General features: G+C 64.2%; 20 protein-coding genes and 1 pseudogene. 7 read left to right on the top strand and 14 right to left on the bottom strand.

Going from position 1 to position 22,786, the window contains the following annotated elements; genetic code table 11:
* Positions 1-51: 51 nt before the first annotated feature.
* Positions 52-792, top strand: a complete 741-nt coding sequence (locus V6093_RS01865; protein ID WP_003247762.1) for an SDR family NAD(P)-dependent oxidoreductase — start codon at positions 52-54, stop codon at positions 790-792.
* Positions 793-994: 202 nt separating this feature from the next.
* Here V6093_RS01865 and V6093_RS01870 read toward each other — a convergent pair whose 3' ends face one another.
* Together V6093_RS01870 and V6093_RS01875 are read right to left on the bottom strand one after the other, a co-directional pair.
* Positions 995-1,411 (bottom strand): RidA family protein, encoded by a 417-nt coding sequence (locus V6093_RS01870; protein WP_003247763.1) that lies wholly within the window; start codon positions 1,409-1,411, stop codon positions 995-997.
* Complete coding sequence (locus tag V6093_RS01875) at positions 1,411-2,730, bottom strand: NAD(P)/FAD-dependent oxidoreductase (protein WP_003247765.1); 1,320 nt, start codon at positions 2,728-2,730, stop codon at positions 1,411-1,413. The genes V6093_RS01870 and V6093_RS01875 overlap by 1 nt, the downstream gene beginning before the upstream one ends.
* Positions 2,731-3,047: 317 nt before the next feature.
* On the opposite strand from V6093_RS01875, the gene V6093_RS01880 reads away from it, so the two are divergent.
* The gene (locus V6093_RS01880) at positions 3,048-3,725 is read left to right on the top strand and encodes a DUF1028 domain-containing protein (protein WP_003247767.1); all 678 of its coding nucleotides are present in this window, start codon (positions 3,048-3,050) and stop codon (positions 3,723-3,725) included.
* Positions 3,718-4,878, top strand: coding sequence for an acetylornithine deacetylase (argE, locus tag V6093_RS01885; RefSeq protein ID WP_003247769.1), 1,161 nt, complete (start codon positions 3,718-3,720; stop codon positions 4,876-4,878). The genes V6093_RS01880 and argE overlap by 8 nt, the downstream gene beginning before the upstream one ends.
* 42 nt (positions 4,879-4,920) lie before the next feature.
* Here argE and V6093_RS01890 read toward each other — a convergent pair whose 3' ends face one another.
* The 3 genes from V6093_RS01890 to V6093_RS01900 all read right to left on the bottom strand — a co-directional run bounded on the left by V6093_RS01890 (position 4,921) and on the right by V6093_RS01900 (position 9,320).
* Complete coding sequence (locus V6093_RS01890) at positions 4,921-6,189, bottom strand: carbohydrate porin (RefSeq protein WP_003247771.1); 1,269 nt, start codon at positions 6,187-6,189, stop codon at positions 4,921-4,923.
* Positions 6,190-6,289: 100 nt separating this feature from the next.
* Positions 6,290-8,707: a glucose/quinate/shikimate family membrane-bound PQQ-dependent dehydrogenase gene (locus tag V6093_RS01895; RefSeq protein ID WP_265979971.1), complete on the bottom strand. Its 2,418-nt coding sequence runs from the start codon at positions 8,705-8,707 to the stop codon at positions 6,290-6,292.
* A gap of 262 nt (positions 8,708-8,969) precedes the next feature.
* Positions 8,970-9,320, bottom strand: coding sequence for a cupin domain-containing protein (locus V6093_RS01900; protein WP_003247774.1), 351 nt, complete (start codon positions 9,318-9,320; stop codon positions 8,970-8,972).
* Between the two features lie 117 nt (positions 9,321-9,437).
* Between V6093_RS01900 and V6093_RS01905 the strand changes: the two genes are divergently transcribed.
* Positions 9,438-10,343, top strand: coding sequence for a LysR family transcriptional regulator (locus V6093_RS01905; protein ID WP_019751858.1), 906 nt, complete (start codon positions 9,438-9,440; stop codon positions 10,341-10,343).
* 106 nt (positions 10,344-10,449) lie between these two features.
* The gene (locus tag V6093_RS01910; RefSeq protein ID WP_004575297.1) at positions 10,450-11,649 is read left to right on the top strand and encodes an MFS transporter; all 1,200 of its coding nucleotides are present in this window, start codon (positions 10,450-10,452) and stop codon (positions 11,647-11,649) included.
* 48 nt (positions 11,650-11,697) lie between these two features.
* Here V6093_RS01910 and V6093_RS01915 read toward each other — a convergent pair whose 3' ends face one another.
* Positions 11,698-12,309, bottom strand: coding sequence for a LysE family translocator (locus V6093_RS01915; protein WP_010954419.1), 612 nt, complete (start codon positions 12,307-12,309; stop codon positions 11,698-11,700).
* Between the two features lie 104 nt (positions 12,310-12,413).
* On the opposite strand from V6093_RS01915, the gene V6093_RS01920 reads away from it, so the two are divergent.
* Positions 12,414-13,391, top strand: coding sequence for a GlxA family transcriptional regulator (locus tag V6093_RS01920; RefSeq protein WP_047603866.1), 978 nt, complete (start codon positions 12,414-12,416; stop codon positions 13,389-13,391).
* Position 13,392: 1 nt separating this feature from the next.
* Here V6093_RS01920 and V6093_RS01925 read toward each other — a convergent pair whose 3' ends face one another.
* The 8 genes and pseudogenes from V6093_RS01925 to V6093_RS01960 form a co-directional block, all read right to left on the bottom strand.
* Positions 13,393-14,244: a CAP domain-containing protein gene (locus tag V6093_RS01925; protein WP_003247783.1), complete on the bottom strand. Its 852-nt coding sequence runs from the start codon at positions 14,242-14,244 to the stop codon at positions 13,393-13,395.
* Between the two features lie 206 nt (positions 14,245-14,450).
* The gene (locus V6093_RS01930) at positions 14,451-15,062 is read right to left on the bottom strand and encodes a cell wall hydrolase (RefSeq protein ID WP_265979977.1); all 612 of its coding nucleotides are present in this window, start codon (positions 15,060-15,062) and stop codon (positions 14,451-14,453) included.
* Positions 15,063-15,096: 34 nt separating this feature from the next.
* Positions 15,097-16,014, bottom strand: a complete 918-nt coding sequence (locus tag V6093_RS01935; RefSeq protein ID WP_003247787.1) for an AEC family transporter — start codon at positions 16,012-16,014, stop codon at positions 15,097-15,099.
* 135 nt (positions 16,015-16,149) lie between these two features.
* Complete coding sequence (locus V6093_RS01940; RefSeq protein WP_003247790.1) at positions 16,150-17,013, bottom strand: LysR family transcriptional regulator; 864 nt, start codon at positions 17,011-17,013, stop codon at positions 16,150-16,152.
* A 93-nt stretch (positions 17,014-17,106) separates the two neighbouring features.
* Entirely contained in the window at positions 17,107-17,955 is an 849-nt protein-coding gene (locus V6093_RS01945; protein WP_003247791.1) for a proline/glycine betaine ABC transporter permease, read from the bottom strand.
* Entirely contained in the window at positions 17,952-18,968 is a 1,017-nt protein-coding gene (locus V6093_RS01950; protein WP_047603863.1) for an ABC transporter substrate-binding protein, read from the bottom strand. Before V6093_RS01950 ends, V6093_RS01945 begins: the two co-directional genes overlap by 4 nt.
* Before the next feature lie 95 nt (positions 18,969-19,063).
* Entirely contained in the window at positions 19,064-19,819 is a 756-nt protein-coding gene (locus V6093_RS01955; protein ID WP_406669819.1) for a methyl-accepting chemotaxis protein, read from the bottom strand.
* A gap of 102 nt (positions 19,820-19,921) precedes the next feature.
* A pseudogene (locus tag V6093_RS01960) lies at positions 19,922-21,232 on the bottom strand (HAMP domain-containing protein); the annotation flags it as partial.
* A 223-nt stretch (positions 21,233-21,455) separates the two neighbouring features.
* Between V6093_RS01960 and V6093_RS01965 the strand changes: the two are divergent.
* Positions 21,456-22,775, top strand: a complete 1,320-nt coding sequence (locus V6093_RS01965; protein WP_003247798.1) for a Na+/H+ antiporter family protein — start codon at positions 21,456-21,458, stop codon at positions 22,773-22,775.
* The last annotated feature ends 11 nt before the right edge of the window (positions 22,776-22,786 follow it).

Consider the following 22,786-nt stretch of genomic DNA (forward strand, 5'->3'; position numbering starts at 1 on the left):
TGACCTGCGTCGCTTGCCGGATATTCCTTCTGTCGAAAATGGAGCTGAACAATGAGCCAGTACCTGCAAGGCCAAACCGCTATCGTCACCGGTGGCATGCGTGGCATCGGCCTGGCGATTGCCCGCCGCTTGCATGTCGCCGGCGCCCAGGTGGTGATCTGGGACCTTGCCGTCGATGGCTGGAACAGTACGGAAAACGGCTTCGAGCCGGTGCTGCGCCAGGCAGTGGATGTGTCGTCGCTGGCCTCGGTGGAGGCGGCTTTTGCCCAGACGCTGGCGCGTTTGGGGCAGGTGCAGATCTTGGTCAACAATGCCGGCATCAACGGCCCGGTGGTGGCGTCTTGGGAGTACCCGCCAGACGCCTGGGACAAGGTCATCGCCATCGACCTGAACGGTGTGTTCTATTGCTGCCGCACCGCCATCGCGCACATGCGTGAGCGCGGCTACGGGCGCATCGTCAATATCGCCTCCATGGCCGGCAAGGAGGGTGTGCAGTACATCTCGGGCTATTCGGCAGCCAAGGCCGGGGTCATCGCTTTCACCAAGGCGGCAGCCAAGGAGCTGGCGCAGGATGGCGTGCTGCTCAACTGCGTGGCACCGGCGATGGTCGAGACGCCGCTGATGGCCGAGATGACGGCCGAGCATATTGCCGCGAGCAAGGCCAAGATCCCCATGGGGCGCTTCCTCAAGGCCGAGGAGATTGCCAACATGGTCAGCTGGATCGCCGGGCCTGAGTGCAGCTTTACCACTGGCTTTGTGTTTGACCTCAGCGGCGGGAGGGCGACCTACTGAGTGGGCTGGGTGTGGTACGCCCGATGGCGTTGGAGCTGCGCCGGGTAGCCAGCCACGCGCGAACTGCGGGCGACGTCTCAGTGTGCAAGTGCCGTCGTCCATTGGCGTGCCCGCACCTCAACGCTTGCAAGCAGCGGCACGGGCAACCCAGGCGTGACTGGACGGGCAGGTGGCAGTCACCCGCCGTCATTCAGGCCTGTGGTTATTCCTGATCGGGTACCACGGCGATCACGTCGATCTCCATCAGCCACTCGGCCTGGGCCAACCCGGCCACCACCAACCCGGTGGAAATCGGGAACACGCCCTTGAGCCACTTGCCCACCTCTTTGTACACCGGCTCGCGGAAGCGCGGGTCGGTGATGTAGGTGGTGGTCTTGACGATGTGCGACAGGTCCGAGCCGGCTTCTTCAAGCAGTTGCTTGACGTTCTTCATCGCCTGTTCGGTTTGTGCGCGCGGGTCACCCAGGCCTACCAGCTTGCCTTCGAAGTCGGTACCGACCTGGCCACGCACGTAGATGGTATTGCCCGCCCGCACGGCCTGGCACAAGTCGTTGTCCAGGGTCTGGTTGGGGTAGGTTTCCTTGGTGTTGAACATGCGGATGCGAGTATGGGTAGGCATCAGTGGGCTCCGAGGGTGCTGACATTGCTGATCTTGGCGGTTTGCTGCTCATCCGCTGCGCGTTGCTCGCGGTCGCGGTAGGCGGTGTAGGTACGTTGCGTGGCGATGTGGCCGGCGACGTGCTTGGCGTCGTGCCACACCCCCCAGATGAACGATGAACCACGGCGCGACAACCACGGCAGGCCGAGGAAGTACACGCCCGGTTCACGGGCCACACCACGCTGGTGCTGGGGCTTGCCGTTGGCATCGAAGGTGTCTACCTGCAGCCAGCTGAAGTCCACGCCGTAACCGGTGGCCCAGATGATGCTGCTGACGCCGGCCTTGGCCAGGTCCAGCTGCTGCAGCGGGTTGCGCATGCACTCCGGGTCGGCCAGGCGCTGGCGGGCTTCGGGCTCTTCCGGCAGGTCCAGGCCGTTGCGTTCGATGTAGGCATCGGCCGCATCCAGCAGGGCCAGGTAGTTGTCGTCGCCGCGGTTGATGTTCTCGACCAGGTTGTCCTGGAAGCGCGCGACGCCGTTTTCGAACGACTGGGTCAGGCCGACCAGGGTCATGCCCTGGTGGGCGAGGGCGCGGAAGTCCACGGTGTGGCCACCACGGGCGCCGCTGACCGCGATGGTCACATGCTCGCGACCGGGTTTGGCAATTTCCGCGTCCCACTCGCCCAGCACGCCCAGCCACCAGCAGAAGTCACGGTTGCGGTAGGCACGCGGCGGGCGGTCGTGGGCGCCGACCGACAGGTACACCTGGCGCCCGGCGCGCATCAATTCCTCGGCAATCTGCACACCGGAAGAACCGGCACCGACCACCAGTACCGCGCCTTCAGGCAACTGCTCTGGGTTGAAATAAGCGGCGGAATGAATCTGGTGCAGGTTGCTGTCTTTCGGCGCGATGGCCGGGATCACCGGCTTCTGGAACGGGCCGGTGGCAGCGACTACGCGGTTGGCGCGAATCACGCCCTCATTGGTGTCGATGGTGAAGCCTGGGCGGTCGCTGTTACGCACCACGCGCTTCACTTCAATGCCGGTGCGCACGGGCAGGTTGTACTTGCGTACGTACTGCTCGAAGTAGTCGGCCACCTGGTCCTTGCCGGCGAACGCATCGGCGTCGAGGTTGAATTCCAGCCCCGGGAAGCGGTCGTGCCAGGCCGGGCCGTTGGCGACCAGTGAGTCCCAGCGGCCAGTACGCCAGGCCTGCGCGATGCGGTTGCGCTCCAGTACCAGGTGCGGCACGCCAAGCTTGCTCAGGTGTTCGCTCATGGCCACGCCGGCCTGGCCGGCGCCGACGACGAGGGTGTCGATTTCGAGGTTGTTCAGTGTCATGTCCGAGCCCTTGTTCAGGCGGTTTTTGTCAGGTCGGTTTGGAGGACCGCCGTTGCCTGGAGCCAGACTAGGGATGCCGTGGAAATGGCGAAAATAGTATTTAGCTGGTGCTTGCCGATAAAACGGCGAAGGCCTTGATTTCTCTGGCCTGTGGGGCAGGTTGGCCGGGTGGGTGACGTGGTTTTTCGAGCGGGTGCAGAGAGCGGGCCCGTGAGCCTAGTTTTTTCCTGCCTACCCCCTCGGAAAAAGGTCGTTTCGCCCGCCCGAAGGTTCCACTCAGAATGCCGTGTATCGCACAGCACAACAGGAACCATGACATGACGTTCTCCATCATCGGTCGTTGCCAGGAAACCGGCCAGGTCGGTATCGCCATCAGCTCGTCGAGCATCGCCGTGGGGGCCCGTTGCCCCTGGGTGCGTGCCGGTGTGGGCGCGGTCTCGACCCAGAACATCACCCTGCCGGCGCTGGGCCCGCAGATTCTCGATGCCCTGGAGCATGGCCAGTTGCCGCCCGCCGCAGCGCTGGACAGGGTGCTCAGTGCCAATGGCTGGAGTGAGTACCGCCAGGTCACGGTGATCGACAGCCAAGGCCAGGTGGCCCTGTTCACCGGGCGGGAAGCCTTGGGCACACACCATGCAATGGCCGGCGAACAATGCGCGGCGGCTGGCAACCTGCTGTCCTCGACCCAGGTGATCGAAGCCATGGTGCTGGCCTTCGAGCAGGCCGGCGGCCACCTGGCCGACCGCCTGCTGGCAGCCATGCACGCGGCGATGGCAGCGGGTGGCGAAGCCGGGCCCGTGCACTCGGCGGCGCTGAAGATTGCTGGCGAGCTGACCTGGCCGCTGGTGGACCTGCGCGTCGACTGGGCCGATAGCGACCCGATCGGTGTGCTCGATGGCCTGTGGCAAGCCTATCGCCCGCAGATGCAGGATTACGTCACCCGCGCCCTCAACCCGACCGCCGCGCCAAGTTATGGGGTGCCGGGCGATGAGTGAATTTGCCAGTCGCGCACTGCTGGCCCGGCTGATCGGTTTTGCCACGGTGAGCCGCGACTCCAACCTGGCGCTGATCGGTTTTATCCGTGATTACCTGGCCGAGCTGGGGGTGGAGTGCGAGCTGTTCCATAACCCGGAGGGCACCAAGGCCAACCTGTTCGCCACTGTCGGTCCCAGGGATGTGGGTGGTGTGGTGCTGTCTGGGCATACCGATGTGGTGCCGGTGGATGGCCAGGCCTGGACGGTCGAGCCGTTTGCCCTGAGTGAGCATGACGGCCGCCTGTATGGCCGCGGCACGGCCGACATGAAAGGCTTTATCGCCTCGGTGTTGGCTGCTGTGCCCGCGTTTCTCGCGCAGCCGTTGCGCATGCCGGTACACCTGGCGTTTTCCTACGACGAAGAAGTCGGTTGCCTGGGCGTGCGCTCGATGCTGGCTGCCCTCGAACAGCGCCCGTGTAAACCACGGCTGTGTTTGATCGGTGAACCCACCGAACTCAAACCGGTGCTGGGGCACAAGGGCAAGCTGGCAATGCGTTGCCAGGTACAGGGCGCGGCGTGCCATTCGGCGTACGCGCCGTATGGGGTGAACGCCATCGAGTATGCGGCGAAACTGATTGGCAAGTTGGGTGAAATCGGCGATGCCCTGGCACTGCCGGCTCATCACGACGAGCGCTTCGATCCGCCGTTCTCCACGGTGCAGACCGGCGTGATCAAAGGGGGCAGGGCGCTGAACATCGTACCGGCCGAGTGCGAGTTCGATTTCGAAGTGCGCGCGCTCCCAGGGTTCGAGGCGCAGGCGGTGGCCGACCAGTTACAAACGTATGCTGAAGCCGAGTTGCTGCCGCGTATGCGCAAGGTCAATACCGCCAGCGCCATTCGCCTGGCGCCGCTGAGTGCCTATCCGGGGCTGGCGACACCGGAAGACAGCGAGGCTGCGCGCTTGGTGGCGCTACTCAGCGGCTCGGATACGTTCGGCACGGTAGCGTTTGGTACCGAAGGTGGCTTGTTCGACCAGGCGGGCATCCCCACCGTGGTGTGCGGCCCTGGCAGCATGGACCAGGGCCATAAGCCGGATGAGTTTGTCAGTGTCGAGCAGTTGCGCGGCTGTGATGCCATGCTGCTGAGACTAGTGGACTACCTCAAACAGGCTTGAGGGTTGCGCCGGCGGATGGGGCCGCAGTGCGGCCCCGGCGGTTCAGAAGGTCGCCTTGACCTGCAGGCCGACCACGAGTGCATTGTCGATGTCTTTGCCCGAAAACGCCCCTGGCTCGATGATGTATTGCACATCCGGGCGCAGGTTCAGCCATGGCGTGGCCTGGTAGCCGTAGCTCAGTTCGATCAACTGTTCGGCGCTGTCGATATCCGGGAACTGCTGGCCCGCGTTGAACGCGGCATCTTCCAGCACATCGCGGCTACGCGGGTTGGGTACGGCCCGGCCGTAACCCAGTGCCACGGTATCCTTCGGGCGGCCTTCGAACGGCTTGTACAGCACCACGCCGGCGCCATACCACTTGGTGAACGGCGAAGCGGCCTTGCTCGACGCCGAGTACTGGCCGAAGGCGTGCAGGCTTCGGCCTGGGGAGGCCTGGTCGTTCCACACCGCCTGGTCGACCAGCAGGTAATGGCCACCCCGGCCGGACACTTCATCATCGCTGCCGATGCGTTTCACATCAGAGCTGTCGTAGTAGTAACCAAGCTTGTACTCGCCTGGCAGTTCACCCTGCAGCTTGTATACCAGTTCTACCGGTACCACGGTGCCGGTGGTGTGCTTGGGCCCCAGATGCCAGGCGCGGCTGGAGTTGCCGTTGCTTTCGGGGTCGACGTTGAACGCCGCCACGCGCAACTGCCAGGCAGGTGACAGGTCGTACTTCACGCGCACGCCGAGGTGGGCGTTGGGGTAGTTGGTCCAGCCACTGCCGCCGGACATGTTCAGCGGGTGGCCGCAGAAGCCAGCGTTCATGAAGTTGCACAGGATGCCGCTGTCCAGGCCGCCGAGGTCGTTGCCCATGGCCATGTAGCCCAGCTTGACGTTGAGCGCCGGGGTGAACAGCGTGCGCTCGTAGCTCAGCTCGGTCAGGCGGGTGTACAGGCCACCGTAGTTTTCCTGGATTGGCAGGCGGTTGCCGACCAGGTCTTCCGAGGCGCTGTTACCGCGGCGGTCGTTGATGGTCAGCTGGACCTTGCCGCCGTTGTCCAGGCCGTACAGTTTCGACAGGTCGAACTGCACACCCAGCTTGACGTTCTGCGAATAGCGCGCCGAACGGTGCAGGCCACCGTGGGCGTTGTAGGCGGTTTCACCGCTGTAGTCGCCGGTGATCTTGACGCCGTCTTCTTCGAGTTGATGGCGCAGGCCGCCCCAGTCACCGGTCAGGGTGCTGCGGGTCATGAGGTCGTCGCTGGCAAGGGCAGTGGTGCTGGCCAGGGCCAGCAGCAGGGTGGGGGTGATGCGAGTTGCGGATGGCATTACAGAATCTCGGGTTGTCTTTGAGGGGCATTCGCGGGCAAGCCCGCTCCTACAGGGGCCTTGTAGGAGCGGGCTTGCCCGCGAAGCAGGCGACGCGGTCTTACGGCAGAGCGTAAGAAATCACATAGTCGCCGCGGTCAGTCGACTGGCGGGCGCCGCCAGCGGTGATCACCACGTACTGCTTGCCGGTCTTCGGCGAGACGTAGGTCATCGGGCCGCCCTGGCTGCCCACGGGCAGGCGAGCCTTCCAGATTTCGTTACCGTTGCTGCTGTCGTAGGCACGCAGGTAGAAGTCCTGGGTACCGGCGATGAACACCAGGCCGCCTTGGGTCGACAGGGTGCCGCCAAGGGTTGGCAGGCCGATCTTGATCGGCAGGTGCATGCGGATGCCGAGCGGGCCGGTGTCTTCAACGGTGCCGACCGGCACCTGCCAGGCCACCTGGCGGGTCTTCATGTCGATGGCGGTCAGGGTGCCGAACGGCGGTGCCTGGCATGGAATGCCGGCGACCGACAGGAAGCGGTTCTTGTTCACGGCATACGGGGTGCCCTTGAGCGGTACCGCGCCCATGCCAGTGTTCAGTGCTTCGCCACCGGAAGCCGCGCCACCTTTGTTCTGCGACGGGATCATCTGGATCCACAGGCCCAGACGCATGTCGTTGACGAAGATGAAGCCATGTACCGGGTCGGTGGAGAGGCTGCCCCAGTTCATGCCACCCAGCGAACCCGGGAAGCTCAGCGACAGGTCGGTACCCGGCGCGGTGTACAGGCCGTCGTAGCGCATCTTCTTGAAGTCGATGCGGCACAGCAGTTGGTCATACGGGGTGGCGCCCCACATGTCCGATTCGGTCAGGGTCTGCGCGCCGATCTGCGGCATGCCCACCGACTTGGGCTGGGTAGGGGCGTACGGCTCGTTCGGGATGTTGCTTGGCTTGACCGGTACTTCGTCGACCTGAGTCAGCGGCTTGCCGGTGGCACGGTCGAGCACGTAGATCTGCCCGGCCTTGGTGCCGATCACCACCGCAGGTACCGACTGGCCGTCGTCCTTGGTGAAGTCGATCAGGCTTGGCTGCATGGGCAGGTCGAAGTCCCAGAGGTCATTGTGCACGGTCTGGAACACCCATTTCTGGTTGCCGGTGGTGGCGTCCAGGGCCAGCACCGAAGCGCCGTAAGTGTGGTCCAGTTTGCTGCGCTCTACGCCGTAGATGTCGGTGGACGACGAACCCATGGGCAGGAACACGGTGTTCATCGCCGGGTCGTAGGACATCGGCGCCCAGCTGTTCGGGGTGCTGCGCACGTAGGTGCTGTCGGCCTGTGGTGCCTGGCGATCTTCCGGGTTGCCCGGGTCGAAGGCCCAGCGCATTTCACCGGTGATCACGTCAAAACCACGGATCACGCCGCCAGGCATGTCGGTCTGGACGTTGTCGGCAACACGGCCGCCGACCACTACGGTAGTGCCGGCCATCAGCGGTGCCGAGGACAGCTGGTAGTAAGAGTCCGGTACATCACCCAGGCCGGCCTTGAGGTCGACCTGGCCATTGTTGCCGAAGCCCTGGCAGAACTCGCCGTTGTCAGCGTCGACGGCAATCAGGCGGCCGTCGATGGTGTTGGTCAGCAGGCGACGCTGGCAGTTGGCACCGGCCGCTACGCTAACGCCGGTGATCGGCGAGCTGTTCGGCTGGGTTGGCTGGGCGATGGCGGCAGTGGCGTCGAAGTAGGCCATGCCACGGCAACGCTGCCAGACCTTGGACTGGGCGTTGATTTCGTTCTTCCACAGCTCTTTGCCGGTGTCGGCATCGAGTGCGATCAGGTTGTTGTGCGGGGTGCAGATGAACACCTTGCTGCCGATCTGCAGCGGGGTGAGCTGGTCTTCGGCACCGTTGCCGTCACTGATCGCGACGTCGCCGGTGTGGTAGGTCCAGGCCACTTTCAGCTTGTTGACGTTGTCACGGTTGATCTGGTCCAGCGCGGCGAAGCGGCTGCCACCTTCGGTGTTGCCGTAGTGGGCCCAGTCTTTCTGTTCCTTGCCGGCTTCGACCGGGGTCATGCCCGGGCCCTTGCCGGTGGGGGCGACGCTTGGGTGGGCAACGAACATGTTGCCGACCGCGATCACCAGTACCACGGCCATTACCCCGGCTACGCCGTACGCACCGCGCCCGGCGCTGGCGCCGTTGGCACGCGCCAGCAGCGGGTAGACCAGCGCCACGACCATGCCGATTGCACCGAACATGAACAGGCGCGAGAACAGCGGCCAGAACACCAGGCCCGCATCGATCAGTGCCCAGATGGCAGTACCGACCAGGAACACGGCATACAGCCAGGCGCCCGCCTTCTTGCAGCGAGCAATGAGGACACCGGCGATGGCCATGGCCAAGCCGCCGATCAGGAAGTACCAGGAACCGCCCAGACCGGCGAGCTTGACGCCGCCAGCAGCCAGGAGGAGGCCGAGCAGGGCGATGATCACGCCCAGGCCGACCAGGATGAAGTGTGTGGCGCCAGAGGCGCGCGGTGTTTCTTTCATGCCAGGGATCTCAGCAGGTGGAATGCGCGCAGTTTAAGCCCTTAGCTTGCTAATTAACAAGTTGGTACATAATTGAGCGAGGCTGATTGTCGCAGGGCTGAACTTACGAAGATGTGGCTAAAAGTATAGATAATGTGCTGAAAAACGCATTGAACGGGGCGTTTATGACGCCTCTTCGATTTGTATTCATGCTTTGGTCGTAAGCCCAACCTTGCACGGCGACGGGACAACTGCGCCTTGTGCACGGGCAGGCATGGCCCCTTCAGGCCGGCCATGGGGTGCTGCTGCTATAGAACACCGCGAGCCAGATGGTGGCCGTGCCGGGCGCGGTCCATTCCACGCGGTGGCGGTCGTGCGGGGGGATGTCCAGACAATCGCCCGGCGCCAGCAGGCGGGTGTGGTGCTCGTGCTCGAAACGCAGGGCGGCAGCACCACTGAGCAACATGATCCACTCGCCTTCGGCCTGGTCGTACCAGAAGCCGGGAGGGCTGGCCTGCCCGCTGGAGACGATACGCTCCACGCGGATGCCCGGGCGGCTGAGCAATTCGTCGACACGTTCGGCGCTGGCGGGATCGCAGGGCGGCAGGGCGGTCAGCAGGTTGTTCAGGGTCATGGTAAGCCTCCTTGGAAATGGGGTGATTCCACTATGGACGCAATCGCCTTGACGCGCGCGGCTTGACCCGCCCGGCTGTTTGTAAGAACTTTCCGAGTTTTGGAAGACGGGCTGAACATGGACAAGCTGCTGGCGATGAAAATGTTCGTGGCCACTGTCGATGCCCAAGGCTTTTCTGCTGCCGCGCGCAGGCTAGGGCTGGCGACATCGTCGGTGACACGTCTGGTCGATGCCCTGGAAGCGTCGCTGGGTGCCACCTTGCTCAACCGCTCGACACGCCAGGTCAGCCTGACCGAGGCTGGCGCCCGTTACTACCAGCGCGCACGGGGCATTTTTGAAGCACTGGACGAGGCTGATGCCAGCATCGCCGATCGCGGCGAGGAGCCTGTCGGTGTGCTGCGCCTGTGCCTGCCAGTGGAGTTCGGCAGGCGGGTCATTGCCCCGCACCTGGGGCCATTCCTGGCGCAGCACCCGGCGCTGGAACTGGACATCGACCTCAGTGACCGGCTGGACGATTTGCTTGACGGGCGCTATGACCTGTCGATTCGCCTGGGCGACCCCTCGCCCAATGACGAGTTGGTGTGCCGCCGGCTCGGCCGTTTTCAGCGTTGGCTGGTGGCCAGCCCGGCTTACCTGGCCGGGCGTGAGCCACTGCAGCATCCCCGGGAGTTGCTTGACCATGCCTGCCTGCGCTTTCGCTATGGGCAGAAGGCGCGCCCCTGGCGCCTGACCTGTGGCCAGGACAGCCTGGAACTGGACGTAAGTGGGCCACTGCGCAGCGCCAATGCCGACATGTTGCGTGAAACGGCACTGGCAGGCAGTGGTATCGCACTGCTGGCCGATTGGCTGGTACGCGAGGATGTGTTGGCAGGGCGCCTGCAGCGGGTCTTCCCCGACTGGCAGGCCAGCCCTGGCATGGCCAATAACAGCATCAACGCCTTGTATATGCCCAACCACCGGGGTTCACGGCGAGTCAACGCATTCATCGACTTTTGCGAAAATTTGCTCATACACGGTAACTAGTGTTGCGCAGCGCGCAAAGCCGCATTGCGCCACCGCCGGATTCTCGGCGCTGACGTCCATGGGTAAGGTGGCCGACATATACCCATCCCTTGTCGAGGAACTTCGCATGAACCCGTCCCTTGCGACAGCGCAACCGGCAGCCGCCAGCCTGAGCCGGGCTCTGGTAGTGCTGCTGGCGTTCTGCTGCGGCGCGATCGTCGCCAACATCTACTACGCCCAGCCCATCGTCGGGCTGATCGCCCCGGACCTGGGGCTGTCCACCGAGCATGCCAGCCTCATCGTTTCGCTCACGCAGTTGGGCTATGCCCTGGGCCTGTTATTGCTGGTGCCGCTGGCCGACCTGCTGGAAAACCGCCGCCTGATGGTGGCCACCGCGGTCCTGGCCTGCGTCAGCCTGCTGCTGGCGGGCACCAGCAGCAGTGGCCAGGGTCAGCTGTTCCTGGGTTATGCATTGCTGATCGGCTTCAGTTCGGTGTCGGTGCAGATGCTCATCCCGCTGGCGGCGCATCTGGCGCCGGAACAGCAGCGTGGTCGTGTGGTCGGTAACATCATGGGCGGCTTGCTGCTGGGCATCCTGCTGGCGCGACCGCTGTCGAGCGTGGTGGCCGACCACTTCGGCTGGCGTGCGGTGTTCATTGGCGCCGCCGGGGTAATGCTGGCGATCATCCTGTTGCTGTCATTGACCTTGCCGCAGCGGCGGCCCGAGCACAAAGCCAGCTATGCCGGGCTGATGCTGTCGCTGCTCACACTGCTGCGTCGTTATCCGCTGTTGCGCCAGCGTTCGTTGTACCAGGCATTGATGTTTGCAGCGTTCAGCCTTTACTGGACGGCAGTGCCGATGGCGCTTGCCGGTGAGCATGGCCTGTCACAAAGCCAGATCGCTGTGTTCGCCCTTGTCGGCGCGGTGGGTGCCGTTGCTGCGCCCATGGCCGGCCGCCTGGCCGATGCCGGGCATGCCCGGGCCGGCTCGCTGCTGGCGCTGTTGCTGGCGCCGGCGGCCTTGTTGCTGGGGCTGACAGTGCCGGGATACAGCGTGATTGGCCTGGGCCTTACCGGCGTGTTGCTGGACTTTGCGGTGCAGATGAACATGGTCATCGGCCAGCGTGAAGTGTACGCACTGGACCCTGCCAGCCGCGGGCGGCTGAATGCGGTGTACATGACCAGCATCTTCCTCGGCGGGGCGCTGGGGTCGGCGGTGGCCAGTGCGCTGTTCAGCCAGTTTGGTTGGCATGGCGTGGCACTGGTGGGGGCGGGGTTGCCGGGTGTGGCGCTGGTTGTGTTTCTACTTAAAGCACGCCGGGGTTGAACCGTTACGCGGTGCAGGGCACGGGCTTCGCCCGTGTTCGCGGGCCCGCTATCGGCCAAGCGGCAGCGCCAGGCCAATCAAGGCAAACAGGCTCCCGCAGCAGCGATTGAAACCTTTGCCACCCTTGGCCAGCCATGGCCGAATGCGAAACGCCAGGCGCGCCAGCAGGTATTCGACCAGAAACTCGACGCTGGCAAAGGTCGCGGCCATCACCGCAAATTGCAGCACCAGCCCTCGCTGTGGGTCGATGAACTGCGGCAGGAAGGCACCATAGAACAGCAGCACCTTGGGGTTCGCCATGGCCGAAAGCAGGCCCTGGCGAAACAGCCCGGCATTGCCCAGCCGCGCGCTGTGCGCGGTCAATTCCAGCTGCAGGCCTGGACTGCGCCACAGTTGAATGCCCAGCCAGATCAAATAAGCCCCACCCACCCACTTCAGGACGCTCAGCACTGCCGCCGAGGTCTGCAGCAGTGCGCTGAGGCCGAACATGGTCAAGGCGATGAGGGCGCTGAAACCCAATACCCCGCCCACGATGGTGAACAGCGTTCGCCGTGCGCCATAGAGCGCGCCATGGGTCAACGCCAACAGGCTGTTGGGCCCTGGGGTCAGCGACAGGCCGATGCTGGCCAGCAGGTAGATGAGCCAGGTGTCCAGTGCCATGTTGAAAACTGCCTTGTTCGAGAGAGGGCGACAGTCTATGGCGCAACGCTCACGCTGAAAGAGTACTATCTGGTCATACAAGAGTCTTTTCTGGACGTGGTTTCATGCCGCCCGACATTCGCTTGCTGATCATGCCGTTACCGGATTTTGCCTTGCTGCCGTTTGGCGCCTTTCTCGACAAATTGCGCTTCAGCGCCGACGACGAGGACTACAGCCAACAACGCTATTGCAGCTGGACGGTGGCGGGGCTCAGCCTTGAGCCGGTACCGTCGAGCAGTGGCGCAGTGCTGCAGGTCGAGGCCATTGCCGATCAGCTCGACCTCGACCTTTTCGACTACCTGGTGGTGTTCGGCGGTCGCAGTGCCATGGCCACCGCGGCGCTGGCGCCACGTTACCAGGCGTTGCTCAGGCAGGCCGCCAAGGCGGGAGTCAAGCTGGTGGGGGTCGACAATGGCGCCTTCCTGCTGGCTGCCTGCGGCCTGCTGCAGGGGCACAAGGTGGTGGTGCACTGGCGTCACGAAGCCGAGTTTCGTGCTGCTTTTCCGCAGTTGCAGCTGCTGCGCGAGCAGTTGTACTGCATCGATGGCAACCGCATCACGTGCGCCGGTGGCACTGCCGCCATAGACCTGGCCGTTGCACTACTGTCACGCGCTTGTGGGCGAGCCCGTGCGCTCAAAGGGCTGGCTGACATGCTGGTGGACGAGACCCGCGACAGCCGTCACGCCTTGCGCTCGCTGGAGCTGGGTGCTGGTCAGGGGCGCCAGGTGCAACGGGCGCAAGCACTGATGCGTCATCACCTGGGCACACCGTTGGCCGTGGAGCAACTGGCCGCAGAACTGGGCATCAGCCGGCGTCAACTGGACCGGCAGTTCCAGGCCAGCCACGGGATGAGCACCAAGGCCTGGTGGCTGGAGATGCGCTTGCAGCAGGCGCGCTGGCGTTTGCTCAACTCCAGCCACAGCCTGGCGCAGATTGCCGATGAGGTGGGCCTGGGTGATGCCAGCTACCTTGGCAAGTGCGTGCGGCGTCGGTTTGGGTGTACGGCCCTGCAGTTGCGTGCAGGTCATTACCCGTTCACGTGATCTACTGCGGCGTCCCGAACAACCCTGTCCAGTAGATCCCTGCATCGCTCTTGGGGTCCATCGCATAGGCAGCGCCCAGTTCACGGAAGTCCGGATTCATCAGCGTGGCGCAGTGCCCCGGGCTGTCCAGCCAGCCGTTGACGACCTTTTGCGCGGTGTCACGCCCGGCGGTGATATTTTCGCCGATCTGCTGGTACAGGTACCCGGCCAGTTCCGCCCGGTCACCGGGTGTGCGGCCATCTTTGTCGATGTGGTCGAAGAAGTTCTGGTTGGCCATGGCCCGTGTGTGGTTGGCGGCGACCTCCGCCAGCACTGTGCTCCAGCTCAGTGCCGGGGCGGCGGCAAACGGCTGGCCGCCGCATTGCCGTGGCACCTTGCGCGCGGCGTTGACCTCCTGCAGCACCTTCTGTCCCTCGGCCTGCCAGTCGCCCAGGCGGCCGCTGAGCAGCGGCCGTGCCAGCACGATGCGCCAGTCGCGGCCCTCCTGGCTGACGCCGATATCGACGAATTGCGGGTCGAGCACCACCTGGCAGAAGCTTTCCTCGATGGCATGCATGGCGGCGCGTGCGTCGCGTGGCCCCGACAGGCTGATGGCTTGGACGCTGACCATGGGGTAGGCGGCGCGGGTCATGGCCTGTTGCAGGTCGCGGGTGCCCTCTGGCGACAGCGCAAGGCGTGTGTCGCTGTTGAGCGGCGGCAGTTCCAACGACGCCTCACCACCGCAGGGCTGGGCCTTGCTGCGGTAGACATTGATCGAATCGATCAACTGCGCCTCTTCGCCGGTGGCTGCCAGCGCCCCGGTCGAAACGACCAGGCCCAGTGACAAGGCGACAACGGATGTCAGGACGCGCATGTGGATCTCCCTATGACTGGCAGCGTCGTGGTGTGCGCTGCTCATCCTACACAAGCCCGGGGCTTTTGGCCCGAGGTCGTGCAAGGCAATGAAAACGCCGGCAATCGTTACTGGCGGCAAAAGAGGGAGTAGACCCCAGGCCCGTGGAAAAGTGCGGTCAGGTGCCAGTCATTCGCATCGGGCCGGCGTTGTCAGCCGTTTACGCGTCAATGGGCCAACGCCTGGTTCGGCTTGTAGAACAGGAAGTGGGTGGTCTGCGCGGTCTTGCGATAAGCCTTCGCCCAGTCGGGGCGCACCGTGCGGTCGTGAAAGTACAACGCACCGCCGGTGGGGTCTTTCAACTGCTGGTTCAGCGCCTTGCGTGCGATCTCTTTGGCAACGTCGTAGCGTTGCGGTTCCTCGACCTGGTCCGGGCGCCCGTCACACCACCATGAGAACTGACAGGCCTTGGTCTCCACACCCTGTTTGACTACCGCGCAGATGGTGTCGGGAAAGCCATCGTGGCCCAGGCGGTTGAGCACCACACTGGCCACTGCGGTCATGTCTTTGGCGTCGGCGCCTTTGGCTTCCCAGTAGATGGTACGTGCCAGGCAGGTGATGCTGTCATCCAGCGGCGCCTGGCCAGCCGGGTCCACTGCCTGCGTTTCGCCTGGGGTCAGTTTCTCTGCCTTCCTGGGGGGCGGCGCATCTTCGACGACCTTTTCTTCAAGCACTGCGGCCTTGTCCTCGGCAACGACGGCTTTGGCTGGATCAGCGGCATACAGGGGGGCTGCGAGCAGGGCCGAGGTCAAGCCGATCAGCATCAAGTGAAGGCGCATGGGCACATTACCAGGCAGTGGGCAGAATTTCAGTCTAGCCAAGCGTAAGCATTAATACCAAAGGCAGGGTGGCGGCCGCAGCCACGGTCTGCAGGGCGATGAGGGTGGCCATCAGTGGCGCATTGCCGCCCATTTGCCGGGCCATGACATAAGATGACGAAGCGGTTGGCAGCGCCTGGAACAACACCGCCACCACTGCTGCCTGGCCACTCAGGCCGAGCAGCCGGCAAACGCCCCAGGTGGTCAGTGGCATGACCAGGAACTTGAACGTCGATGCTGCCATCAGCGGCCGTACCTGCTGGCCGAGGCTGGCGCCGCCCAGGGCAGCGCCGACACACAGCAGGCCCAAAGGCAGTGCGGCCTGGCCCAAGGCCTTGACCGTGGCGTCGATACCGGCCGGCAAGCCCAGCCCCGTGGCCCGTAGCACCAGCCCCCCTGCGCAGCCGACGATCAACGGGTTGGCGAAGATCGCCCGAAGCACTGTGGCTGGCGAACTGTGACGGGCGCTGAAGCGGGCAAACACCAGCACGCAGAGCAGGTTGACCAAGGGCACGATGGCAGCGTTGGCCACCGCCGCCAGGGCAATCCCTGCGCTGCCGTAGATGCCCGCAGCCAGGGTGGCACCGATGTAGTTGTTGAAGCGGATACCGCCCTGAAACACCGAGGTGAAGTCGGCACCCTCATGGTTCGCCGCGCCCTGATACAGCATCAGCAATACGGCACCGGCCAGGGTCGAGAGCATCAGTGCGCCGGCCATGCCCAGCACCGGTATGCCATCGAGGTTGGCGGTGGCCAGGCCATGGAGGAACAGCGACGGCAGCAGGACGTAGTAGCTCAGGCGCTCGGCGCCAGGCCAGAAGCTCTCGGCAAGAAAACCGCGAAGGCGCAGGAAGGTACCCAGCGCTATCAGCAGGATGATGGGGAGCAGGGTGGTCAGCAGCAAGTGCAGCATGGTCAGCATTCCGTGGTCGGGTACGTGCACAGACTACGGGGGCGGATCAATCTGTAAAAACGTTGTTTTCTTCAGTGACCGTTGAGGAAAAATGCATGTTGGTGGGTGCAGATCGCGCTTTGGAGCAGCCTGGTGTCAGGCTTCCAGGGCGGTCTTCAACACCGCACTCAAATGCCGCCGCTGGCTTTTTTCATGCTCCAGCAACACCACCCGCCGGGTCAGCTGCGGCTCGCCAAACGGCAGGCAGGTGGCGGGTGGCAAGCGTTGCAGGTCGTCATCCGCCATGGGAATGACCGCCACGCCCAGGCCCATCACCGCCATGCGCGCCAGGGCTTCCTGGCTGTCCAGCTCCATCAGTTCGCTCACCTGCACCTGCTGGCGGCGTAGCTCCTGCTCGATTTGCCGGCCGGCCCAGGCACGCTTGTCGAAGCGCAGGAATGGCTGGCTGGCCAGCAACTGCGGCACGCTATACCCGGCCAGCTCAGGGCTGGCAATGGCCCAGAAACGGTCCTCGAACAGCGGTGTAAAGTCCAGGTTCTGCGGGTAAGGGCTGACCGGTTCGGTGGTGATCGCTGCATCGAGCTCACCGTCTTCCACGCGCCGCGCCAGCTCCGCCGACATGCCCGAGGCCACGCTGATGTGTAGCTGCGGGTGATGGGCCTTGATCCACACCAGCGCCTTGGGCAAACGCCGCGCCAGCACCGTGTGGATCGCCCCCAGGCGCAAGCGGCCGCGCAGGCTTGGGCCGCTGGCCAGGGCATCGGCCAGTTCGTCATAGGCAGCCAGAAGGCTTTCGGCGCGGGCCACCGCCAACTGGCCGGCTTCGGTCAGCACCACCTGCCTGCGGCTACGGTCGAACAAGGTCACCTTCAGTTCGTCTTCGAGGGTTTTGATGTGCAGGCTGACCGCCGAGGGGGTGAGGCTGAGCAGGTCGGCGGCGCGGGCAAAGGTGCCGTGGCGGGCGATGGTCACCAAGGTGCGCAGGGCTTTCAGGGACATGCGGTTGAGGTCCGGTTCTCAGCTGACAGAGGCATATTGTCAGGCCCGGCCCTCTCGCAGCACAAGGCTGCTCCCAGGCCTTGCCGATACGGCTCAGCGACTGCTACGCCCATAGGCCTGGCTGATCCGGTCGATCACCATGGCCAGGGCGACAATTGCCAGCCCGGCCTCCATCCCTTGGCCAACATTCAAGGTCTGGATCCCCGCCAGCACATCCTCACCCAACCCACGGGCGCCGATCATCGACGCCACGACCACCATCGACAAGGCCATCATGACCGACTGGTTGAGCCCGGCCATGATACTCGGCAGCGCCAGGGGCAGGGCGATGCGCCGCAACCGCTGCCAGCGGCTTGCGCCAAGGCCGTGTGCGGCCTGCAGCAACGAGGGGTCGATCTGGCTCAAGCCCAGCTCGGTCAACCGCACCAGCGGCGGCAGGGCGTAGATCAGCGTGGCGAACACGGCAGGCACCTTGCCCAGGCCAAACAGCATCAGCACCGGGATCAGGTAAACGAACGCAGGTAGCGTCTGCATCACATCGAGGACCGGCAACAGCAGCCGCCTGGCCAGTGGCCGGGCGGCCAGCAGGATGCCCAGCGGTACACCCACCAGTACGCACAGGCCGGTACTGACCAGCACCAGGGCCAGGGTCTGCAGCAGCTTGTCCCAGAGCCCGAGCATACCGATCAAGGCCAGCAGCGCGACCAGCACGGCGCTGCGCAGCAGGCTGCGGCTGGCGTGCCAGGCCAGCAGACCCACCAGCAACAACAACAGCCACCAAGGCAACAGACGCAACAGGTTCTCCAGGCCGACCAGCAGTTGCAGCAACTGGTCAGAAAAACTGCGCAGGTGGTCGCCGTAGTTCAATACCAACCCGTCGACCAGGCGGTTGATGCTGTCGGCAAAGGAAAACTGCAGGGTCTGCGGGAAACCGCTGCTCACAGGCTGGCCTCGACCTTGGCGGCGATGTCCGCCGGCAGCCAGGCTTTCCACACCTCGCGGTGATCGCGCAGGAAGGTGAGGGCGGCTTCGCGCGGGGGCGTGCGTTTTTCGCTCATGACGGCCAGGGCCTTGTTCAGGCGATCGATGGGCAGGTTGACCTGTTCGAACACACTGACCAAGTCTGGGTAGTTTTCGCGAAAGGCTTTGGACACGCCGATCGACAACTTTGCCGGCAGCGAGCGGCTGCCTTTCGGGTTGGGGTTGGCGGGGTCGGTGAGGGTGGCCCAGGCCTGGGCATCGAACGGGGGTTCTTCCAGCCGGATGAGCTTGTAGCGCCCCATCAGCGGGGTCGGGTTCCAGTAGTAGAACAGCACAGGTTTGCCGCGCCGGATAGCCGAACCGATCTCGGCGTCCATCGCGGCGCCGGAGCCACTGCGGAAGTTGTTGTAGAGGCCATCCAGGCCATAGGCCTTGAGCTTTTGGCTGTTGACGGTTTCAGACGTCCAGCCGCTTGGGCTGTTGAGAAAACGCCCTTTACCGGGCGATTCGGGGTCAGAAAATACCTGCGGGTAACGCTTGAGGTCCTCGACACTGTGCAGCTCAGGCGCCACGGGCTTCAGGTTGCGTGCGGCATCGCCCTCGATCACATAGGCCGGTACCCACCAACCTTCCTCTGCATTTTTGACCGTATCGCCCAGTGCGAACACCTGGCCGGCCTGTTCGGCCTTGACCCAGGCAGGGCTGCGCCCGGCCCATTCCTCGGCGATCACTTGCAGGTCATTGCGCGCCAGGGCCACCTCCATGCTGACCGTGCTGCCAGGCAGGGTGTCGGTGCGGTAGCCGTAGCCGCGCTCCACGATCAGGCGCAGGATCTCGGTGGTGAGGGCGCCGCTTTCCCAGCCGATGGCACCAAAATGGATAGGCGCAGGTTGCTCTGCCGATGTGGCGCTGTCGGTGCTGGCCAGGCCCAACGTCAACAGCAGCCCGGCCAGCAGCGTTGAAATGCTCTTCATGTGAACCTCGTCGTTCGCCATGCCTTGGCGGTGGGGGCAAGTGTAGACGACGAGGTTTTGTCAGTTTCAGGGCCACTGGCGTGGCCCCGTTCGCTTCAGACGCGGAACTGGTCCATCAGCGCTTGCTGCTGGTTGGCCAGGCTGTTCAGCGACTGGCTGACCCGCGCCGACTCGTTGGCCTGGCCTGACAGGGATTCAGTGACATCACGAATGGTCGCCACGTTGCTGTTGATTTCCTCGGCTACCGCACTTTGCTCCTCGGCGGCAGAGGCGATCTGCAGGTTCATGTCGGTGATCACCGTCACCGCCTGGCCAATGCGCTGCAATGCCGTGACGGCTTGGCCGACCTGCTCCACGCCACCTTGGGCCTGGCGGTGGCTTTGGTCCATGGCGCCGACCACTTCGCGGGTGCCGTTCTGCAGGGCTTCGATGACCTGACGGGTTTCTTCCACCGACTCCTGAGTGCGCTGGGCAAGGTTGCGCACCTCATCGGCGACCACGGCAAAGCCACGGCCGGCCTCTCCGGCGCGGGCAGCTTCGATGGCAGCGTTGAGTGCCAGCAGGTTGGTCTGTTCGGCGATCGAGCGGATCACTTCCAGTACCGAGCCGATCTTCTCGCTGTTCTGCGCCAGGCCTTCTATTTCGGCCATGGTGTCGCTCATGTTGGCGGCCAGGGCACCGATGCTGCTGGTGGTTCGGTCGATTACCGCCAAGCCCTCGCGGGTGGCCTGGTCGGCATCGCGCGCCGCCTGCGCAGCCTGGGCGGCGCTGCGGGCAACGTCCTGGGCGGTGGCGCTCATTTCATGGGAGGCGGTGGCTACCTGGTCGACCTGGCGGTACTGCTGCTCCATGCCGGCGCTGGTTTCAGTGGCAATCGCCGAGGACTGGTCGGCCGTGCCTCGGGCGGCCTGCACCGAGCGTTTGACCTCGGCGATGGTTGGCTGCAACTTGTCGAGGAAGCGGTTGAACCAGCCGGCCAGTTCGCCCAGTTCGTCCTGTTTCTGGTAGGTCAGGCGACGGGTCAGGTCGCCTTCGCCGCTGGCAATGTCCTTGAGCATGGCGGCCACGCCGAGGATCGGCCGGGTAACCCCGCGGGCCATCAGCCATACCAGCAGCAGGCCGACAATGGCGGCGGCCAGGCCCAGGCTCAGTTCCAGCAAGGTGCCGCTGGTATTGAGCGCGTCAAGTTCCTGCTTCAGGGTTTCGGCCGGCCCGGTCAGGGCGTTTTCCGGCACATCCAGCAACACGCCCCAGGGCTGGGCGTCCGGGATTGGCCGGAATGCCGCCAGCACCTTCAAGCGCTGCCGGTCGTGGAGGATGGTCAGCTTGCCATCGGCCAGCTTGCGCACCAGCTCGGCGCCTTTGACCGGGTCTACCTGGTCAAAGCGCTGGGCCAGCTTGGTGGCATCGGCGCTGTAGCCGGCCAGCAGGCCGACCGGGGTCAGAATGCCGACCGTGGTGCGGCCTTCATAGAGGCTGCGGCTGGCCTCCTGGCTCAGCGCCTGCAGGCTATTGAGGTTGATGTCGATGGACAGGGTGGCAATGATCTTGCCGTTGACCGCCAGCGGGAACACGATGCTGGTCATCAGCACCTGCTGGCCATCGATGTCGTAGAAGTACGGCTCTACCACGCACACCTTGCCGGAGGTGCGTGGGCATACCCACCAGGTGTTGGCCGGCTGGCCGCTGGGGCCGATCTCGGTGTTGGCCATGTCATGTTCGGGCAGGGCCATCGAGGTCAACTGGCCGGCGCGTGGCTGCGACCAGTACAGGGCAAAGCGCCCGGTTTCGTTGCTGCCCAATTCTGCCTTGCCGGCAAACAGGCTGTCCTTGTTGTCCAGGGCATTGGGCTCGAACACCAGTGACAGGCCGAGCAGGTCGGGGTTGGCTTGCAGTGCGGCGCGTACCTGGCGGGTCATGTCCTCGCGCAGGTCGAAGGCATCGAGAAAGCGCTTTTCGGCCTGCTCGCGCAGGAACAGCACCTGACGGGCGAAGCCGGCGCCGTACTGGTAGGCATCCATGAACTGGCGGCGAATGTTCAGCGCTTGCACTTCACCTTGTGACTCGATACGCGACTGCGCCGCCTCGGTCAGCATCTGCATGCTGCTGGCCTTGACCAGGTCCGAACTGTGATCCATGCGGTACAGCGACAGGCCGACGAGCAAGGTGACGATAGCGGCCAGACAGAGACCGGCGAGCAGGGTGATCTTCCACTGGATGGAAAGTTGTCGCAAAGGCATGGGGGCGGATCCCTTTTTTGGCATTAAGGGTTATGGCTTTATCTGCGGTGGGGCCGGGAGGTGCCAAAGCGCTGCGGCCAGGCACCTCGCTGCCTCCCTCAATATCGGCCCCTGCCGTTTTTTCTTTATTCAAACATTCAATTTAAATTTGACCGCCACTAACGCGCCGTATCAAGGCGCTTTTGACATCTGCCGCCTACTGCTTCAGAGTTCGCGCTTTTTTCTGTCGTAATGAGGTAAGCCAACCATGAATGCAGTGATCGCCGCGGTCGGCATCATGCTGATACTCAGCCTGTCCCGCGTGCACGTGGTCATCGCCCTGATCATCGGCGCCCTGGCCGGTGGGCTGGTGGGCGGCCTGGGCATCGAAGGCACGCTCAAGGCCTTCAACGGTGGCCTCGGCGGTGGTGCCACGGTGGCTTTGTCCTATGCACTGCTGGGTGCCTTTGCCGTGGCAATCGCCAAGTCTGGCCTGGCCCATGCGCTGGCCGACCGCGCCCTGGCCATGATCGACCGACAGGGCGACGCCAAGGGCGGCAAGGTCAAATGGCTGATGATCGGCCTGATGCTGGTGGTGGCCGTGTCGTCCCAGAACATCCTGCCCATCCACATTGCCTTCATTCCGCTGCTGGTACCCCCTCTGTTGTACGTGCTGACGCGCCTGCGTATCGACCGCCGGCTGATCGCCTGTGTGATCACCTTTGGCCTGATCACCCCGTACATGTTCCTGCCGGTGGGCTTCGGCAACATCTTCCTCAACGAGATCCTGTTGGCCAATGTGGCCCGCGCGGGTGTCGATGTGAGCGGCGTCAACGTCACCCACGCCATGGCCGTCCCGGCTGCCGGCATGCTCGTCGGCCTGCTGGTGGCGGTGTTCATCAGCTACCGCAAGAAGCGTGACTACGACCTGGCGCGGATCCAGCAGGTGGAGCAGGTGAGCGTGCAGTACAACCCGCTGACCTTGCTGGTGGCCGGGCTGGCGATCGCGGCAGCCTTCATTGTCCAGCTGTTGCTGGACTCGATGATCATCGGTGCCATGGTCGGTTTCCTGATCTTCTCGCTGTCGGGCATCGTCAAGTGGAAAGAGACCGACGACCTGTTCACCGAAGGCATGAAGATGATGGCCATGATCGGTTTCATCATGATTACCGCGTCCGGTTTTGCCGAGGTGATGAAGGCCACCGGTGAGGTGAAGAGCCTGGTGGAAACCTCGGCGCAGTGGATCGACCACAGCAAGGGCGTCGGTGCCCTGCTGATGCTGTTGGTAGGCCTTTTGGTGACGATGGGGATCGGCTCGTCGTTCTCCACTGTGCCGATCCTGGCGGCGATTTTCGTGCCACTGTGCGTACAACTGGGCTTCGACCCGTTGGCCACGGTGTGCATCATTGGTACTGCCGGTGCGCTGGGTGATGCAGGTTCGCCGGCCTCGGACTCGACCCTGGGCCCGACCTCGGGCCTGAACGTGGATGGCCAGCACCACCACATCTGGGACACCGTGGTGCCGACCTTCATCCATTACAACCTGCCGCTGCTGGCGTTCGGTTGGTTGGCGGCGATGACCTTGTAAGGCGGGGGAGG

The organism is Pseudomonas putida group bacterium ESBL64 (assembly GCF_045277175.1).
Classification (GTDB): Bacteria; Pseudomonadota; Gammaproteobacteria; order Pseudomonadales; family Pseudomonadaceae; genus Aquipseudomonas; species Aquipseudomonas alloputida.

Coding starts and splice junctions, on each gene's coding strand:
- V6093_RS01865 (WP_003247762.1), top strand. CDS start 52: ATGAGCCAGTACCTGCAAGGCCAAACCGCTATCGTCACCGGTGGCATG.
- V6093_RS01870 (WP_003247763.1), bottom strand. CDS start 1,411: ATGCCTACCCATACTCGCATCCGCATGTTCAACACCAAGGAAACCTAC.
- V6093_RS01875 (WP_003247765.1), bottom strand. CDS start 2,730: ATGACACTGAACAACCTCGAAATCGACACCCTCGTCGTCGGCGCCGGC.
- V6093_RS01880 (WP_003247767.1), top strand. CDS start 3,048: ATGACGTTCTCCATCATCGGTCGTTGCCAGGAAACCGGCCAGGTCGGT.
- argE (WP_003247769.1), top strand. CDS start 3,718: ATGAGTGAATTTGCCAGTCGCGCACTGCTGGCCCGGCTGATCGGTTTT.
- V6093_RS01890 (WP_003247771.1), bottom strand. CDS start 6,189: ATGCCATCCGCAACTCGCATCACCCCCACCCTGCTGCTGGCCCTGGCC.
- V6093_RS01895 (WP_265979971.1), bottom strand. CDS start 8,707: ATGAAAGAAACACCGCGCGCCTCTGGCGCCACACACTTCATCCTGGTC.
- V6093_RS01900 (WP_003247774.1), bottom strand. CDS start 9,320: ATGACCCTGAACAACCTGCTGACCGCCCTGCCGCCCTGCGATCCCGCC.
- V6093_RS01905 (WP_019751858.1), top strand. CDS start 9,438: ATGGACAAGCTGCTGGCGATGAAAATGTTCGTGGCCACTGTCGATGCC.
- V6093_RS01910 (WP_004575297.1), top strand. CDS start 10,450: ATGAACCCGTCCCTTGCGACAGCGCAACCGGCAGCCGCCAGCCTGAGC.
- V6093_RS01915 (WP_010954419.1), bottom strand. CDS start 12,309: ATGGCACTGGACACCTGGCTCATCTACCTGCTGGCCAGCATCGGCCTG.
- V6093_RS01920 (WP_047603866.1), top strand. CDS start 12,414: ATGCCGCCCGACATTCGCTTGCTGATCATGCCGTTACCGGATTTTGCC.
- V6093_RS01925 (WP_003247783.1), bottom strand. CDS start 14,244: ATGCGCGTCCTGACATCCGTTGTCGCCTTGTCACTGGGCCTGGTCGTT.
- V6093_RS01930 (WP_265979977.1), bottom strand. CDS start 15,062: ATGCGCCTTCACTTGATGCTGATCGGCTTGACCTCGGCCCTGCTCGCA.
- V6093_RS01935 (WP_003247787.1), bottom strand. CDS start 16,014: ATGCTGCACTTGCTGCTGACCACCCTGCTCCCCATCATCCTGCTGATA.
- V6093_RS01940 (WP_003247790.1), bottom strand. CDS start 17,013: ATGTCCCTGAAAGCCCTGCGCACCTTGGTGACCATCGCCCGCCACGGC.
- V6093_RS01950 (WP_047603863.1), bottom strand. CDS start 18,968: ATGAAGAGCATTTCAACGCTGCTGGCCGGGCTGCTGTTGACGTTGGGC.
- V6093_RS01955 (WP_406669819.1), bottom strand. CDS start 19,819: ATGGAGCAGCAGTACCGCCAGGTCGACCAGGTAGCCACCGCCTCCCAT.
- V6093_RS01965 (WP_003247798.1), top strand. CDS start 21,456: ATGAATGCAGTGATCGCCGCGGTCGGCATCATGCTGATACTCAGCCTG.